The sequence below is a fragment of the Clostridium sp. 1001283B150210_160208_E6 genome (assembly GCF_015669365.1).
Lineage (GTDB): Bacteria > Bacillota > Clostridia > Clostridiales > Clostridiaceae > Clostridium > Clostridium paraputrificum.
On record NZ_JADPAA010000010.1, the window covers coordinates 89,562 to 104,320 of the forward strand.

The following is a 14,759-nucleotide window of genomic DNA, read 5'->3' on the forward strand; positions in this document are numbered from 1 at the left end:
ACCTACTTTTAATTTATTTTAGTTTCTATATCAATAATTTCTATTTGAGGTGTAAATGTATCATTATAATAATTAGTTCTACATCTTCCAATTATATTAACTTTAACCTCATGGTCTTTTTGAATTTGTTTTTCCTTCTTTACAATGTCTAAGTATTCTTCAACTTTTGTATGTTTTTTTATAAATTTTATTTGATTAAATTCAAAAATTGTATTCTTACTTTTATCTCCTTTAAGTTCAATATTAGAAGTATCTATTATTAAATCTTCTATAGCTATTAATGGTTCTTCTAATGAATTTCCCCACTCATTTTCATATTTGCATAAACCATCTACAAACCAATAATCTAACTTATCAGCATTAATAATGAAGTCTACCCAATATAAATCTAATGGTTCAATCTCTACTTTTGACAGCTCTTTATTTGCATAATCTATTATGTTATTTAAATTGTCTATGTTAAACTTAAATCCAAATGCTTGTTTATGACCTTGACAAAATTCAAATTGATTACTGTTATTTAAAAACTCTTTTAAATCTTTAATGACTTTATCTGTACCTCTGCCACTTCCACCAACCAATACATCGTCAACGTTTCTATATAAAATTACAGGTGAATTATATTTTTCAACTATCTTCCCTGCAACTAATCCTGTGTAATTAGAATCTAATATCTCTGTAACATCAGCTATCAATAACTTGTTATCTATATTTAATTTATTCTCTATTAGTGGAATAGCTTTCTTAACTGCATTATCTTGTCTTGATTTTACGTTTCCACATATCCTAGCCATATAAGTCTGTAAATCTTCTTCTACTGTCTCTTTACTTCCTCTAGGTTTAAATTCATTAAATGTCATTTCTTCTTCTAATAAGGCTTTAAACATTAACTCTTTTTCTTCTTGTTTTCCTGCCCTTATAACACTATTTAGTTGAGGAGCTATTACCCACCCTATACTCATAATGTTATATTTACCTTCCAATGAATAGCTGTTCTTATTTATTAATGCCTTCAAAAATCTATTATTTACATTATCAATGCCACTTTTAACATAATATCTAGTTTCTCTTGAGTATAAATTCATGCTGTCGGCTACATTACCCAAAGCGACTAAATCTAAATATTCATCTGCATAATCAGTAAAATAATAATCATCCATAGCTTTAATAAATTTATATACTATTCCTACCCCTGATAATGATTTATTGCTATACTTGGGTGATAATTGATTATTAATTACACAAGCACATTCACTATATTTATCAGCTTCATGGTGATCTAATATCAATATATCAACACCTTTATCTTTTAATTTTTTATGTTGTTCGTAATCATTGCTTGAGGCATCAGGTAGTATAACTAAATTTACATTGTCATTTATTTTTATATCATCGCTTAAACCATGTTGTTTTCCAGTATGTAATGTATACTCTATATTTGCATTAGGGAATTGTTGTTTAATATATTTTATTAATACAGCACTAGAAGTTAACCCATCTGCATCTGAATCAACAATAATTTGAATTAAAGAATCCTTTTGTAAATGATTAGCTAGTAATTCTACACCTTCCATAATGTTATCAAGCAACATATAATCCAATTCATCGTCTTTACCAACCTCTAAAAACTTTTTATAGTTGTCAATATTCCTATTTTTAAATATAGTTTCTATTGGTTTTTTAATATTGTTTTCGCCCAAAAGTTTATATTGCAATTCCACCACCCCATTCATATTTCTTTTTATTTTCTAATAATCTATTAAATATATCTGAACCTCTATCCGTAGGTGATTCTTTCCCACTTAGAAGGTTATTTTCATCTATTACATAATATACATCTATCAATCCTTTGAACTTTGCACATTCAATTAATATTTCTTCCAATGTCACATCTTTATCAAACATTATCACTATAGGTTTTCCTAATTTTAAAAGTTGCATTACTTGATATGGGCTTATTACCTTTTTACTAACAGCCAAACAGTTATTAATCTCCATAGAATCTAATTGTTGAACAAACTTTTCAGCTTCTCCTATATAAATCTCATCCGCTATAAGTAAATCATAATAATTTTCATAATACCCATAAAGATAATGTTCAGCACAAATTGGATAATAGTAAAAATACTTAGGAATACCATTAATTCTAAAGTCTTTGTCATTGGTTCTTCCTTTGAATGATAGTAATTTCCCATTATAATTTCTAATAGGGAAAACTACTCGATTATCTAAAGTGTCAAAAGACACTCCAAACTTTTCTTGTGTTTTTTCGCTAATACCATCTTGTAAAAACAAATCACATGTGCATCTTATAAATCTTTCTGTAAAACTTTCATCCAATATAACTTCTTCGATGTTTTCAAATTTATTGGTTTTATTTAAACTTCTCTTGTATTTCTTTAAGAAGTCATAACTAGAGCTTCTTTTGTTACCTTTTAAACTATTGGTATATTTGAATCCACATATTTTACATACATAATTGATGGATTCAGGTAATTTACAACCTTTAATAAATTGAATTAATGAAAAGAAATCTCTATACTCATCTATTTGTTCAAAAGCAGGTCTTGTATAGTCAGAGGTAGACAAAGAATCATTAAGTTTTATGGATATAGCTCCTTTGTTGTCACTTCCTTCTTCAGGATTACAGCAAGAAACTCTTTTACTTCCTATCTTTACATATGTGCAACCTAAAGATTCAAGTATTTCTTGTATTTTTATAGGATTATCTTTTAAGTATTTTTTTATAGACTCCTTATCCATCTCTAACCTCCCTCAGAATTTAATACGGTACATTACTATCAACACAACTAAACGGATTTTTGGCTTGTTCTAATCTACATTGATTTCCATATAACATTAAATTAATATATTCATCATCGGTCATTATTTCACCATTTCTATTATCTTTGACTATCAACTTCATATTACCTGAATCTTTACCATCGTTCACATATTCCTCTTGAGTTTTTCTTTTTAACCATGCTAACGTTGAACAGTTTCTTGCTATTTTTTGAGAGTCAGCAACCTTCGTTCCGTTATCATCCATTTGACAAGCACTTAAAACAGCTAGATCTAAGCTACCTGCAACATCATTTTTCAACCAATCCGTAAGCCTTCCTAATTTTTGATATTCTTTATCTCCATCTGTTCCATCGTTTGCTTTGACATAATCATAAATTAAAAATTCTACACCATGTTTTAATTTAAGACTTTTTATAGTCATAAACATTTCGTCCATTTCTGTAACTGGTTTATAAATATGTATGTATGGTAATTTTTTAATAAATTCTAATTTTTCTTTTAATAATGATTCTTCTTTTAATGAAGTTTCACCAGTTTTTATTCTTCTATTTTCTACGCCAGTAAGATAAGAAAGAAATCTTATCATATGATTTTCTGTAGATAATTCTCTATCTATATAAGTAGTTGGCACTCCTGCTATCACTTTATCCCAAGCTTCATTTCCTAAAAATTGAGATTTACCTGTTTTCTTAGGCGAAGCTATCATTGCTAATTCAGTTTTTTCGTATGTAAAATATTTATTTACTTCTTTAAACTTACTAGGAAAACCGAAAAACCCTTCATTTCTTTTATTTACTATACTATCCCATATCTTGTCAGCTTGTTCGCCTAAAGTTAAAACTTCTTTATTACAAACATATATCTTTGAAAAATCTGTTATCTCTTGTTGGAGTTTATAATTTATTTTATTTACGTTTTCATTGGTGTTAATGATATTGTCTTGAAGTATTGATAGCTTTATGTAGCTTTCTCTTTTGAATGAAGCTGTTATAACCTTTTCTGCTAATAATTCATATTCTTCTATGGTATCTCTTGCTACCAATTTAAGATCTTCTAAGTAATCACCTATATCTCCTATGTTATTTAGTTCATCAAATATCTTCTTAGCGTTTTTATCATTTTCTATTTCATTAATAATCAAAAAATTATCTATATCAACTATACCTTTGGTGTAAAGTGAGCTTACTTTATAATACAAACAACCTAATTCTCTGTTGTAAAACATTTTAGGCTTTATATAATCTGCTTTAAGCATATACTCAGGATGTACTAATATAGTTCCTATTAGTCCAGTTTCACTTATATCATCCTTTGGTAAATCTTTATTATTTAATCTCTCATATTTTTTTATATCATTAGCCTTTATTTCCATAAGCACCACCTAAATAATATCAGTTATTTTTTTATTGCTAGGTTTATATGTAAAATTAACCTTTTCTATATAAATTTCATTATTATCTTCGCTTTTTAATTTAGTGTATTTCTGATTTATAATCATTTTTTTATATAGTTCTCGTATATCTTTATTGCCACAATAATTTATTAACCCAAAAGGATTGTTAATTGGTTTATTGTTTTTCTTTATATATTTCAGAACAAATAATACAAAGTCAGCAGGTGCTTTCTTATCATGTATTAATTGCTTAATAACTTTTCTTAAAATTTGCAAACTAGCTGAAGGCATATTATCATTCCAATATTCTTCTATTTCTTTTTTTAATGTTTTCTCTTTATGACAATCCTTGTGGTAATAACAATTCCCCTCTTTAATAGCATCTTCCTTAGTGACTTCGTTTGTTTCATGCTTACAGTAAGAATATTTGCATTTAATAATAACCACCTCCTAAAAGGAAAGCCCACAATTAAGTGAGCTTTTAAATTTTATAATGAACTTAATTCTTCTATTGCTTTTTCTGCTTGTTCCACTGTAGTTATTGTATTAGGATTTGCATTTCCTATTGCTTCTTCAAGAGTAGATGACACTAAATCTCTCTTTCCTGCCTTAGAAAGCTTTTGACATAATCCTATTACTTCTTTCTTTAATTCATCTAATGACTTCTTGGATTGATTCCTCTTTCTTTCAACTTCTTCAGCTAACTTCTTAGCTTCTGCTTCTTCATTCATTGCCATGTTAGCCTTAGCTTCTTCCTTAGCCTTTTCTAGTCTAGAATATTTTTCATCTAAATCTCCATCATTAGCCCACTTAATAATATTAATACCATCCTTTTCAGTAACTAAATTTCCACCATATTCAAATAAATCGGTATTATCCTTCATAGCTGAATATGAATGTGTAGCCATATCAATATTTAATGAGACAGTCATTATGTATTCAATTCCATCTCTTTGTATTAGGTCAACGCCCTTCTTAACTGGTACTTGTTTTCCGTTTTGTTCTTCTAATACATATTTTTCTTTTGATCTACAACAAATTATAAAGTGTGCATCACTTTGAAGTATTTTATCTAAGAATTTTTCATGTCTACTTCCTATCTTGGCGAAGTTAGTAAAACTATTACCTGACATCTTAGAGTGAACATCTAATAAGAAATTCCATTCTAATGAAGCTGAATCAATTACTATTATCTTATATCCCTCATCTAAAGCATCTTCTATAGCTCCTACATATTCTTCAGGTGCATATTCGTCTAATTCTAATATGTCAAAATCAAACTTCTTAGCATAGTAGCAACTTCTTCTGTTTTCAGTATCAATAAAACAAATTCTTTCTTCTTTACCACTTAATCTAGATAATTCTTCTGCCATACCAGTAGCCATTCTTAATGCACTAAAAGTTTTTCCTGCCCCTGAACATCCACCTATTAATACTTTTGTATATATCGAATCTCTTTTTGCTTTTTTAATTCTACTCATCTATTACATCTCTCCTTATTTGCTTGTTTTATATTTAATTTATTTTATATTTATATTCTAGTAAGGCATCTCCTCGTCTTCTGCATTGTTAGTAGAATTGTTTTGTGGAATATATTCAGCATCTTCCATTGCACTTCTTATTTCTGATCTTGTATATTTACTCTTTTCAGTTGCTTGAATATCTACATCAACTACTTCTAATTGTAAAGTCCTATCTTTTATCTTCTTACCACCTGATTTAACTGTCTTTCCCTTTAATGTAGTTCTTGTAGTTGTTTCTCCTTCACCCTCATATATTGGTTTATTGTGAACATAGATTGAAAGCTTCATTAGATCTCCGACTCTTACATTTTCCTCGAAGTATTCTCTAACATCTTCATCTTCTAATACTAATTCTTGTTCAATCATTTGCCCATGATAATTAGCTACTCCAACTTTAACCCTTCCGTTTTCAGGCTTTTCTGTAATTACAACAGCTTGATTTAATTCATTTACTTCTTCAAAATCTTCAGCATCAAAATCAATAGGTTCTGATTTGATATAAATTTGACTTACTATGTAATCTAATCTTCCTTGCTTATAAGTGTTTACTTCAGCTCTACAATTTAAATATACGCTGTCTCCATCTTTGAAATTTTCTTTGATATAATCTATAGCTTCTTGTTCTGACATTTCTTTTACATCTTCTACCCCTTCTGCTTTTACTTTTACAGATAAAGGTGAATTTGCCCATTGCCCTACTTGTACAAAATTTGAATTTTCTTTACTACTTTGAATACCAAAAGATAAACTTCTCATTGATCCAGTAGAATTAGTAAATGGATTTTTATTTGCTAACCCCCATATCTTTCCTTCAAGTCTAAAATAACCTCTAGTTTGTTCCATAAATTTACTTCCTCCTCGTAACTCTTTAATTCTTAATTTAATTTTCTATATCAACGGATTTGTTGTCTCTGCAACAATTAATCCAATTACATAGTTGTTTATTATATTTAATATTTGTTGTTAAAATGTATCGTTTAAAGACTTTTTTATTAATAGTGTATGTAATTTACTTTACAGGATATATTACATTATATCCATGAGTATTTAAGTAATCTAAAGCGCTAAGACACTTTAATCCTACTTGTCCAGTTACCTTAATTAACTTTCCTTTAACGTCTACTGATCCTTTAACTTGTGCTAATGCACTATTTGCTGTGAAATTTTTCATAATATCATTCTCCCTTTTATTTAATATTTTTGGTAGTAATTGCTTACTACATCTACTATATTATACCATTTGATTTATAATGTCAAGTATATATTTAATTTATGTTATAAATATTTAAACCAATTAAAAATACTCATTTAAATAATTCTCATAATATTTAAAATGCTATCATTGTATCCAAATCTACTTTTACGAAATAGATTTATTATATTTATATTTACGCCATTGATCAAGACATCCCAAGTATCATCATTATTGTTTTCTATTAAACTATAATTACTTTTTGGTATAACTATATATTTTCCATTTAGTATTTTTGCTTCAATTAGAATATTTTCTATATCAGGATATTTTTCATCTGCATAACCATATTCAGATAACTTCTTGTAAAAATTATTTTTATCAAAGATATTGTTATTTCTCCAATACCAATAATCAAAGTTATCATCATCCCCAAATCTATATAACTCCGTTAATACATAATCCTCATTTACTACTAATCTTTTCATAATTATCTCCTTATATATTTAATTTACTTTAAAATTCGTATTCTAATCCCAATCTAACTTTTGACCACAACTAATACAATATTTTATTTCTTTACACTTGGTTGGTGATAAATAAGTTCCACATGGACAATACCAATCAAACCCACCCTCTGTTCCTTCTTCAACTTTGCAAGGCTCTTGTTTCTCAAGTGCTTTGGCTACTATAGAATAAGCATTATCATAATCATTTACAAAATCATCAGTTAAACATTTAAATAACACTTTATTAGGTAATCTTTTAAAGAACTTTTTGGTTTCTTTTATATCCATAATAAATCTCCTTGTTTAAATACTATCTTCGTCTAATTGACTCCACGAACATCCTATTGTATTATCTACCACACCAACACAACTACATTTACTGATATTGTTTAAAAATTTATTATACTGGTCACTATCGGTATTTTTACATTTATCCGTTGCCCATATACAATCATAACAATTGAAATTTCTCATAACACCTAATCCTTTATTCTTATTTCTTCTTTATATGTAGTCATTTTAAAATCATCCATTATCTCTTTACTTACTTCGATAACTCCATCTAAAAAAGCTATTATAATAAAAACCCAACTCAAAGGATTGATTAAATTAAGTCCATAGTCATATTCAATAAAATACTCAGTTCCACCATCAACTTTCTTTTGATTAATAATCTCTTTAACTTTTACTCTACTTATCTTTAGACAATGATCTATTTTATAAAAAGAACTATTCCCATGCCTATATCTAATTATCTTTTTAATTTTATTATTCAAAAACTACAACTCCTTTCTTTGATCTATGAATTAAAGTAATGCTCCATCAATCAGTAACACCGTGTATGGTTCTTTACCTTTGCTTATGTATTCCTTGAAACTTCTAACCGTAACATTAAAATAATTAATCTTTTCTTCTACTGTGTTACATCCGTCTATTTCACCTTTTTTATATCTATCTAATGCTTGTTCTTCAGTTATAACATCAGGACTAATATCTTTTTCCTCATCTTCTAAATCGGCTACTATATCTTCATATCCTCTCTTAGCCCATTCTTCATCTATTGCTAATACCAACCCGTAATATTCATGTTGATTAAATTCATAAAATTTCATTTTACATCTTCCTTTCTATTTTACCTTTTAAAATCTATTTTCTATTGTAATATTTACATTTTGAACTTAAACACACATTTATATCATCATAACCATCACAAATATTACAGTTGTAACAATTTTCACAATGCTGTAAGTTCCATTCTTCTTTGGATATTAAATATGGAGAACCATCTTTTTTAAATTTAAGAATTAATGGAACTTCTTTTCCATCTATAATAGCTATAACATCTTTGTTTTGAGTAACTTTTATAGGTTGCTTACCTAGTTTATTGTATAATTTACACCACTTCATATTCTATAATCCCCTTGTTTTACTATTTCCTATCTTTACGTCACATAAAGCAGGTATAAACATACCCCATAAACAATTAGCACTCTTAGTTATAAATATACCTGCTATTACTGCTAAAGCTGTTGCAAACCACATAGAAGCCACTGCTAATATAAATGTTTTGTTATTCATTTTATTTCACCTCATTCCACTTGTTTTTAAGATAATCAACAAAATAACTTTTACCATTTACTACTAAATCTAATATTTCAAATTGCAATATTAATGCTATAAAAAATATAGTTAAACTTCCAGTAACTTTTAATAGTAATATTGGTATTACTAAACTTACTGGAATCATTATCACAAATGCTAAGAGTACAAATAATATAATAAATAATCCTTCTATTAGGTTTTTTAATATGTCGTATAGTATACTCAAAATAATTTTACCTATCTTCTTCATATCTCACTCCTCCCTACGTAAACATCCAAATCATCTTGCCACACTTCTCACATATAATTCCAACTTGGTCATGTTGTTCCCAAAATCTGAAAGTATTTATTCTAGCATATTGACCTTCGTCTTCAAAGAACATTCCTTCTTCTCCTGTTTCTTCGTCTATAGTGTTAAACTCTGCTTCATTACCACAATCACATATTAACTTCATACTATTCCTCCACTCTTCTTAAATTCAGCATTCTTTCGGCTTTTCTAATACACAACTCTTTGATTTAAACAACCATTCATCATCAGGATAACAAGGGTTAAACATTACCTCATACCCTAACTCTTTCATCTTAGGTATAAATTCATCGCATACTGCTATATCTCCATCAGACTTATTATGACCACAACAACTAGCCATAGTTACTATTCCTAAACTCCACAAATATTGAACTTCATCTGCTATACATTTATCCATAAAAGTATATTCACTTTGCTTTTTAGGAAATCTATCTTTATATATCTGTGGAGTTTTTAACCTAACTGTATTTGTATGATCTCCAAAAGTAACATTAACACATTGACACATCTTTTATTCCTCCTCTTTACTTACCAATTAAATTACTTATATTAAAGTAATTTCCAAACATTTAAGCAAATCATAAGTTCTTTTATCAATTTTGTTACCTTGATAAAAATACTCGTATTTAGACTCATCATCTTCAGTTACAGTTCTTTCATCTAAACCTTGAATTTTTTTATCTTGGCAAGTAAATATGACAGGTTCATAATCTTTTCTTTTATATTTATCAAGTATATTTTTATCAGAATTCTCTTTAATTTTTTTATGTAATTCATTGATAGTTTTTTGTTGTCTTTCTATACATTCTTTTAAAGATTCATTACCTTCTAAAACTTTATTATCTACAAACCTATTACAAGTTGGTTCTCCATCAAATAAACTGCATTTATCTCTCATAGATTCATGTTGTCTTATATATTCTTCTGCCTTATCTTCATGCATACATAAACCACTATGCAAACAATTCTTACAATCAATCATTTTATCACCTCAATATTTATTTAATATATGTTATTATAATATCTGTTCCCATACCTTATTAGGTTTCCTTCCTCTGCTTCTTATACATCTAAAGTCAATATCATTATATTTGTATATCAACATTTTTCTCTTTAGTTTGAAATCATTCAATACCTGTCCTTTGACGTCAATAACTTCAATATGTCCATCAGAATATGTAACTCTAAAATCTGCCTTATACTTTATTGGTCTAATTGTTTGTTCTTTATACTTGAACTTATCCTGTAGCAAATATTCTACTTGGCACTCAATAGCATCCACAACACCTTGATCTTTTAACTCTAATAAGTGTTCATAATATTCCAGTTCCATTGTAGAATCCCATTTACGTCCATACTTTTCCTGCTTTTTATTGTGATATTTATTATAACTTTTTACCATATCCCACTTCCCTTCTGTATTTCATAATACCATTATATTCCTAATGCTTTTCTATGTCAAATATGTATTTAATTTTTGTTATCATTTAATCTTTTAATTTGAATTAACTCATGTATAAGTGTATCCAAATCTTTAATTGGTATCACTGCCACCCCATGTTCTTCGGTATTAGAGATGAAAACAGTATTATTTCCTTTTCTAACTTTAACCATACTTTAATACTCCTATTATATAATGTCCTTTGATAGTATTTCACCTAATTCTTGATGTAATAATTCTATTTGTTCTCTATCTAGTATTATTTCATCTATATTTTGTATTGATCTATTCCATTGAGTTAAGTGAATATATCCTCCTGTGTTATCCATTAATACATCACCTATATATTTTTGATATGTAATCATATTTTCTAAATCCTCCACCTAGTTTACTTTTCTTTTCCCACATTTTATACATCTAAAAAATGGTGTGTCTCTTTCTAGCGAGTATACATGCCAACATCTACCTGTTATTTTTTCATATATCCATTGAATCATTTAATTTTACACTTCCTTATTGATTTAATTTTTGTCGATAAAATTCCTCTTTTATCAACCTTAAAATGGTATATATTCGTCTAAATATTTATTGTAGCACTCTTTGCAAACCTTAAATTCCATATATCTCTTATCAATATAACAACCACATTTTTCGCACTTTGTAAGATGCAATCCATACATATTATCATCACCCTCAAACACCGTATATGGAATATTTAGTTTATAACATGTATCTTTAAATTCTTGTATTGTAAAATCATCTTCTATCCATGTTTCGTAAGTATTCCAACTTGCACCTATCCATTTTCCACTATACGTTTTAACTCCTAATGAAATCTCTTGAAAACCTCTTTTTCGTGAAGCCCAACATAAATCCACAGAAAGTATATGATAACATTCCATTTTTTCCTTTAATAAATACTCTATTCTTCTCATTCTTATTCACTCTCCTTTACATATCATCTGAACAATATACAGGCATTGCATATCCATCCCAAATTCCTATATTAACTACTTCATTATGGTCGTATATTCTACCATCATAATTTTTTATGGTATTAACACTAGTATTTATCAATCTAAAACTATCATTTAATCTCTTTTTAGCCATAGCTGAACCTATTACATCATAAGCATACTTAGAATCTATTAAAGACTTTTTATAATCATTTTCACTTATATATCCACTTTCTAAACTCTGTTTTAACAATTCTATTTGTTTCTTTGAAGCAGGATAAACTACTGTATTTATCACATTATTCACCACCTTTTAAAAGTAACATTTTACCATTTTCTATACATCTATACTTCCTATACTTAAACTCATATCTTCAATGTCGGTTACAAATTTACCAATAAAATTCATTAATTCATCTTTTGTATAGCAACTATTTATTATTACAACTGGAAGTAACTTTGATTTATAATCAAGTTCCCCGTACTTTAATATTTCATCAACATAATCTATATTTCTATATCCAATTAAATATTTCACTCTCTTTTTATTACATAATTTAACATACTCTTCTAACTCAATATCTACTGTATTCCCTATGCCATCTATAAACTCATCTAATAATAAATTAACCTTAACATTATCAAACCTTACTTTTATAGCATAAAATGTATCTAAAACATATTTAACATCATACTCTTTGCCATCAGGTAAGTATATATACACTAACCCTTCTATTGTATTTTCAACTCCTAGATCAATTTCCAACTTATCTAATTCTGATAATACAAATCTTTCATTTTCTCTCCAATCTTCACTATATTCTTCTAAATCTACTATTAAACTTATTTGATTTACTTTTACACCTTTATATAACATATTAATATCCTCCCATCTACCATTTAAATTGACAATTCTAATCTAATCATCTTCCCTTCCAGTTGTAACTTTACCTACTTTAATCCTACCTTGAGGTATAATTACTCTTTTTGTTAATCCAATATCAGTACAATATTGGCTAACCCTATTACATTTACTACATTTTCTAATAAATAAGTTGTAACTAATTCCTGTTTCTGTGTCTACTATAAACTTGTTGCCTTCTTTTCTGCCTAATATTTCTTTGCATTTACTACAACAAGCATTGCCATTTATAATAACAGCATCATAAATTTCTCCCATAAATAACTCTCCTTATATTTAATATATTTCATTATATTCAGAATCATTCTTATTTGCTACTTCATTATCCCATCTTATTAATTGAATTAACATCTTTTCTTCTTTTAAAGTAGTCTTTCCCCTTGCTGATTTAATGCCTAAATCCCATAACAGATGTTGATAATAGATTACATTACTCATATCATCTCCCATGCTTCGCCTCTAAGAACTTCTGCATTTTTTGTATTAATCCATATTTTTAAACCTCCACTGCTTCTAACTATGTAATACTGGTCATAAGCCTTACAAGCTTTGCCTATAAATTCACCTTGCAAACCATTAGTCTTATCTCTAATTAACATATGGATCACCTACCTTGAATTCATATTTATTAACTAATCTATAAACTCCATCATCCATATCTTTATCTTCATATAGAAACTTATATGTAATTTCAGCCTGTACACTGTCATTTAAAAATACTTCTAAAGGTTCATCGTACTTTGTAATTATACTCATTGTATTTAATTTCTGTTTTAGTTCTCCATTTACTAATTCATGTTTAATAGTATAAGGAATCCAACTGTTATCCTCATCAGCTTTCTTATTTAAAATATCTAGTAACTTATTAGCTTCTTTGATGTTGTTTAATATAACATGAGTTATATCTTTTCCTTTTCGTATAATTGACACATTAACCTTACTCATAATTAACACCCTCACCTTTTATTTTATCACTTCATCAACATGAAAATCTATAAAAATTACTTCTCCATCATCATATCCTTCTGAACTTATTTCTACCCTTGGAGTATAATTATTGTTTTCAGTAAACACTTGGTATTCAACTTTAGAAGAATCATACTCCTTTCCAACTTCTAACATATCCTTTTTAATTATATCTTTTATTGATTTAATACCCTCATCTGTCATTATATTGCCAAATAATTCATCTATAAATGTATTCAATTCCATATCAAAACTTCCTTTCCTTATTTAAATTAAACATCATCGGTTTCTCCACAATTATTACAGCAAAAATATCGCCCAATCTCAACTAAATATTCATCTTCGCCATCATACCCATAATCTGTATCTGTTAGGATATCAACATCTTCACTTCCACAACTTTGACATTTTATAATAAACTTTTTGATTGTACTCACCTCCTTTTAAAGTCTTCATTTTAAGCCCTATTTTTCATCTTCAAATCATTAAATTCATCAACTAATTCATTAAGTATTCCTAAATATTCATCTATCTTTTGTTCATCGTCAGGTTTTATTTTCTTGCACTGGTTATACAGTCTTTGTGTTTTACGATTTAGTTTAGACCATGATTCTCTATTAGGAGTTACAGCCATTACAAATTCACATCTATCGTTTAATCTTCTGTAAGCTTTTATTAGTTTATAAATGTCTACTTGTTGCATTTCTCAACCTCTTTTGCTTCTTGAATGAAATAATCAGTTTCACTCGGTCTAAGATCCCAATATTTTATCAATTTTTCTTTAATTATTTCTTCACTAATATCAAGTTCAATCATTATACATATTATCTTTATAATATCAGACTCCTGAACACGGCTAACCTCGTTATTAATCACCTCATCTCTTCTATTAATTAGTTGTTCGCGAATTTCTTCAAAAAAACCTGACATATATAAATCTCCTTTTAAACAATATATAGCTTTAAATTGATTACTTTAATAGTTCTTACTTGCCCCTTTTAACCAGTCAATATTATTTTTATTATAATTTTCTATAATGAAATTTCCATGACCATCTTCATGGGATATTGATAAATTATATTTTGTACACACAGCATCTATTTCATTAAAAAATTTTTCATTTCTTGTGGTGTCTCA

At 27.7% G+C, this 14,759-nt stretch carries 32 protein-coding genes; all 32 read right to left on the reverse strand.

Annotation, left to right across the window (positions count from 1 at the left end):
- Positions 1-8: 8 nt before the first annotated feature.
- The 32 genes from I4V16_RS11695 to I4V16_RS11850 all read right to left on the reverse strand — a co-directional run bounded on the left by I4V16_RS11695 (position 9) and on the right by I4V16_RS11850 (position 14,552).
- Entirely contained in the window at positions 9-1,715 is a 1,707-nt protein-coding gene (locus tag I4V16_RS11695) for a DHH family phosphoesterase (protein WP_195966809.1), read from the reverse strand.
- Positions 1,705-2,763 (reverse strand): hypothetical protein, encoded by a 1,059-nt coding sequence (locus I4V16_RS11700; RefSeq protein ID WP_195966810.1) that lies wholly within the window; start codon positions 2,761-2,763, stop codon positions 1,705-1,707. Before I4V16_RS11700 ends, I4V16_RS11695 begins: the two co-directional genes overlap by 11 nt.
- 19 nt (positions 2,764-2,782) lie before the next feature.
- On the reverse strand, positions 2,783-4,177 hold the full coding sequence (locus tag I4V16_RS11705; protein ID WP_195966811.1) for a DnaB-like helicase C-terminal domain-containing protein: 1,395 nt from the start codon (positions 4,175-4,177) through the stop codon (positions 2,783-2,785).
- Positions 4,178-4,186: 9 nt separating this feature from the next.
- The gene (locus tag I4V16_RS11710) at positions 4,187-4,645 is read right to left on the reverse strand and encodes a hypothetical protein (protein WP_195966812.1); all 459 of its coding nucleotides are present in this window, start codon (positions 4,643-4,645) and stop codon (positions 4,187-4,189) included.
- Positions 4,646-4,686: 41 nt separating this feature from the next.
- On the reverse strand, positions 4,687-5,679 hold the full coding sequence (locus tag I4V16_RS11715; protein WP_195966813.1) for an AAA family ATPase: 993 nt from the start codon (positions 5,677-5,679) through the stop codon (positions 4,687-4,689).
- A gap of 57 nt (positions 5,680-5,736) precedes the next feature.
- Positions 5,737-6,564 (reverse strand): hypothetical protein, encoded by an 828-nt coding sequence (locus I4V16_RS11720; RefSeq protein WP_195966814.1) that lies wholly within the window; start codon positions 6,562-6,564, stop codon positions 5,737-5,739.
- 166 nt (positions 6,565-6,730) lie between these two features.
- Complete coding sequence (locus I4V16_RS11725; RefSeq protein WP_195966815.1) at positions 6,731-6,892, reverse strand: hypothetical protein; 162 nt, start codon at positions 6,890-6,892, stop codon at positions 6,731-6,733.
- Positions 6,893-7,029: 137 nt separating this feature from the next.
- A complete protein-coding gene (locus tag I4V16_RS11730; protein ID WP_195966816.1) occupies positions 7,030-7,401 on the reverse strand; it encodes a hypothetical protein in 372 nt (123 codons plus the stop codon).
- A gap of 42 nt (positions 7,402-7,443) precedes the next feature.
- Positions 7,444-7,710, reverse strand: a complete 267-nt coding sequence (locus I4V16_RS11735; protein WP_195618724.1) for a hypothetical protein — start codon at positions 7,708-7,710, stop codon at positions 7,444-7,446.
- Positions 7,711-7,725: 15 nt separating this feature from the next.
- Positions 7,726-7,896 (reverse strand): hypothetical protein, encoded by a 171-nt coding sequence (locus tag I4V16_RS11740; protein WP_195966817.1) that lies wholly within the window; start codon positions 7,894-7,896, stop codon positions 7,726-7,728.
- 5 nt (positions 7,897-7,901) lie between these two features.
- Positions 7,902-8,198 carry a hypothetical protein gene (locus I4V16_RS11745; protein ID WP_195966818.1) on the reverse strand — a complete coding sequence of 99 codons (297 nt, stop codon included), beginning with the start codon at positions 8,196-8,198 and terminating at the stop codon, positions 7,902-7,904.
- 30 nt (positions 8,199-8,228) lie between these two features.
- On the reverse strand, positions 8,229-8,534 hold the full coding sequence (locus tag I4V16_RS11750) for a hypothetical protein (protein WP_195618731.1): 306 nt from the start codon (positions 8,532-8,534) through the stop codon (positions 8,229-8,231).
- 34 nt (positions 8,535-8,568) lie between these two features.
- On the reverse strand, positions 8,569-8,829 hold the full coding sequence (locus tag I4V16_RS11755) for a hypothetical protein (RefSeq protein WP_195966819.1): 261 nt from the start codon (positions 8,827-8,829) through the stop codon (positions 8,569-8,571).
- Positions 8,830-8,832: 3 nt separating this feature from the next.
- Positions 8,833-9,000 carry a hypothetical protein gene (locus I4V16_RS11760; protein ID WP_195966820.1) on the reverse strand — a complete coding sequence of 56 codons (168 nt, stop codon included), beginning with the start codon at positions 8,998-9,000 and terminating at the stop codon, positions 8,833-8,835.
- 1 nt (position 9,001) lies between these two features.
- Positions 9,002-9,274: a hypothetical protein gene (locus tag I4V16_RS11765; RefSeq protein ID WP_195966821.1), complete on the reverse strand. Its 273-nt coding sequence runs from the start codon at positions 9,272-9,274 to the stop codon at positions 9,002-9,004.
- A gap of 13 nt (positions 9,275-9,287) precedes the next feature.
- The gene (locus I4V16_RS11770) at positions 9,288-9,479 is read right to left on the reverse strand and encodes a hypothetical protein (protein ID WP_195966822.1); all 192 of its coding nucleotides are present in this window, start codon (positions 9,477-9,479) and stop codon (positions 9,288-9,290) included.
- A gap of 24 nt (positions 9,480-9,503) precedes the next feature.
- Entirely contained in the window at positions 9,504-9,845 is a 342-nt protein-coding gene (locus I4V16_RS11775; RefSeq protein ID WP_195966823.1) for a hypothetical protein, read from the reverse strand.
- Positions 9,846-9,881: 36 nt separating this feature from the next.
- Complete coding sequence (locus I4V16_RS11780; RefSeq protein ID WP_195966824.1) at positions 9,882-10,319, reverse strand: hypothetical protein; 438 nt, start codon at positions 10,317-10,319, stop codon at positions 9,882-9,884.
- 33 nt (positions 10,320-10,352) lie between these two features.
- Positions 10,353-10,739: a DUF1064 domain-containing protein gene (locus tag I4V16_RS11785; protein WP_195966825.1), complete on the reverse strand. Its 387-nt coding sequence runs from the start codon at positions 10,737-10,739 to the stop codon at positions 10,353-10,355.
- Between the two features lie 68 nt (positions 10,740-10,807).
- The gene (locus tag I4V16_RS11790) at positions 10,808-10,951 is read right to left on the reverse strand and encodes a hypothetical protein (protein WP_195966826.1); all 144 of its coding nucleotides are present in this window, start codon (positions 10,949-10,951) and stop codon (positions 10,808-10,810) included.
- A gap of 15 nt (positions 10,952-10,966) precedes the next feature.
- A complete protein-coding gene (locus I4V16_RS11795) occupies positions 10,967-11,143 on the reverse strand; it encodes a hypothetical protein (protein ID WP_195966827.1) in 177 nt (58 codons plus the stop codon).
- 192 nt (positions 11,144-11,335) lie between these two features.
- On the reverse strand, positions 11,336-11,713 hold the full coding sequence (locus I4V16_RS11800; RefSeq protein WP_195966828.1) for a hypothetical protein: 378 nt from the start codon (positions 11,711-11,713) through the stop codon (positions 11,336-11,338).
- 16 nt (positions 11,714-11,729) lie between these two features.
- Positions 11,730-12,032: a hypothetical protein gene (locus tag I4V16_RS11805; RefSeq protein WP_195966829.1), complete on the reverse strand. Its 303-nt coding sequence runs from the start codon at positions 12,030-12,032 to the stop codon at positions 11,730-11,732.
- Between the two features lie 39 nt (positions 12,033-12,071).
- Positions 12,072-12,611 (reverse strand): hypothetical protein, encoded by a 540-nt coding sequence (locus I4V16_RS11810; protein ID WP_195966830.1) that lies wholly within the window; start codon positions 12,609-12,611, stop codon positions 12,072-12,074.
- Positions 12,612-12,653: 42 nt separating this feature from the next.
- On the reverse strand, positions 12,654-12,914 hold the full coding sequence (locus I4V16_RS11815; protein WP_195966831.1) for a hypothetical protein: 261 nt from the start codon (positions 12,912-12,914) through the stop codon (positions 12,654-12,656).
- Positions 12,915-12,932: 18 nt separating this feature from the next.
- Positions 12,933-13,094: a hypothetical protein gene (locus I4V16_RS11820; RefSeq protein ID WP_195966832.1), complete on the reverse strand. Its 162-nt coding sequence runs from the start codon at positions 13,092-13,094 to the stop codon at positions 12,933-12,935.
- Positions 13,091-13,255: a hypothetical protein gene (locus tag I4V16_RS11825; RefSeq protein WP_195966833.1), complete on the reverse strand. Its 165-nt coding sequence runs from the start codon at positions 13,253-13,255 to the stop codon at positions 13,091-13,093. The genes I4V16_RS11820 and I4V16_RS11825 overlap by 4 nt, the downstream gene beginning before the upstream one ends.
- A complete protein-coding gene (locus tag I4V16_RS11830; protein WP_195966834.1) occupies positions 13,245-13,601 on the reverse strand; it encodes a hypothetical protein in 357 nt (118 codons plus the stop codon). The genes I4V16_RS11825 and I4V16_RS11830 overlap by 11 nt, the downstream gene beginning before the upstream one ends.
- Positions 13,602-13,619: 18 nt before the next feature.
- Positions 13,620-13,868, reverse strand: a complete 249-nt coding sequence (locus tag I4V16_RS11835) for a hypothetical protein (protein WP_195966835.1) — start codon at positions 13,866-13,868, stop codon at positions 13,620-13,622.
- 26 nt (positions 13,869-13,894) lie between these two features.
- Positions 13,895-14,059 carry a hypothetical protein gene (locus tag I4V16_RS11840; protein ID WP_195966836.1) on the reverse strand — a complete coding sequence of 55 codons (165 nt, stop codon included), beginning with the start codon at positions 14,057-14,059 and terminating at the stop codon, positions 13,895-13,897.
- Positions 14,060-14,079: 20 nt separating this feature from the next.
- Positions 14,080-14,325, reverse strand: coding sequence for a hypothetical protein (locus I4V16_RS11845; protein ID WP_195966837.1), 246 nt, complete (start codon positions 14,323-14,325; stop codon positions 14,080-14,082).
- On the reverse strand, positions 14,313-14,552 hold the full coding sequence (locus tag I4V16_RS11850; protein WP_195966838.1) for a hypothetical protein: 240 nt from the start codon (positions 14,550-14,552) through the stop codon (positions 14,313-14,315). The genes I4V16_RS11845 and I4V16_RS11850 overlap by 13 nt, the downstream gene beginning before the upstream one ends.
- Positions 14,553-14,759 lie beyond the last annotated feature (207 nt).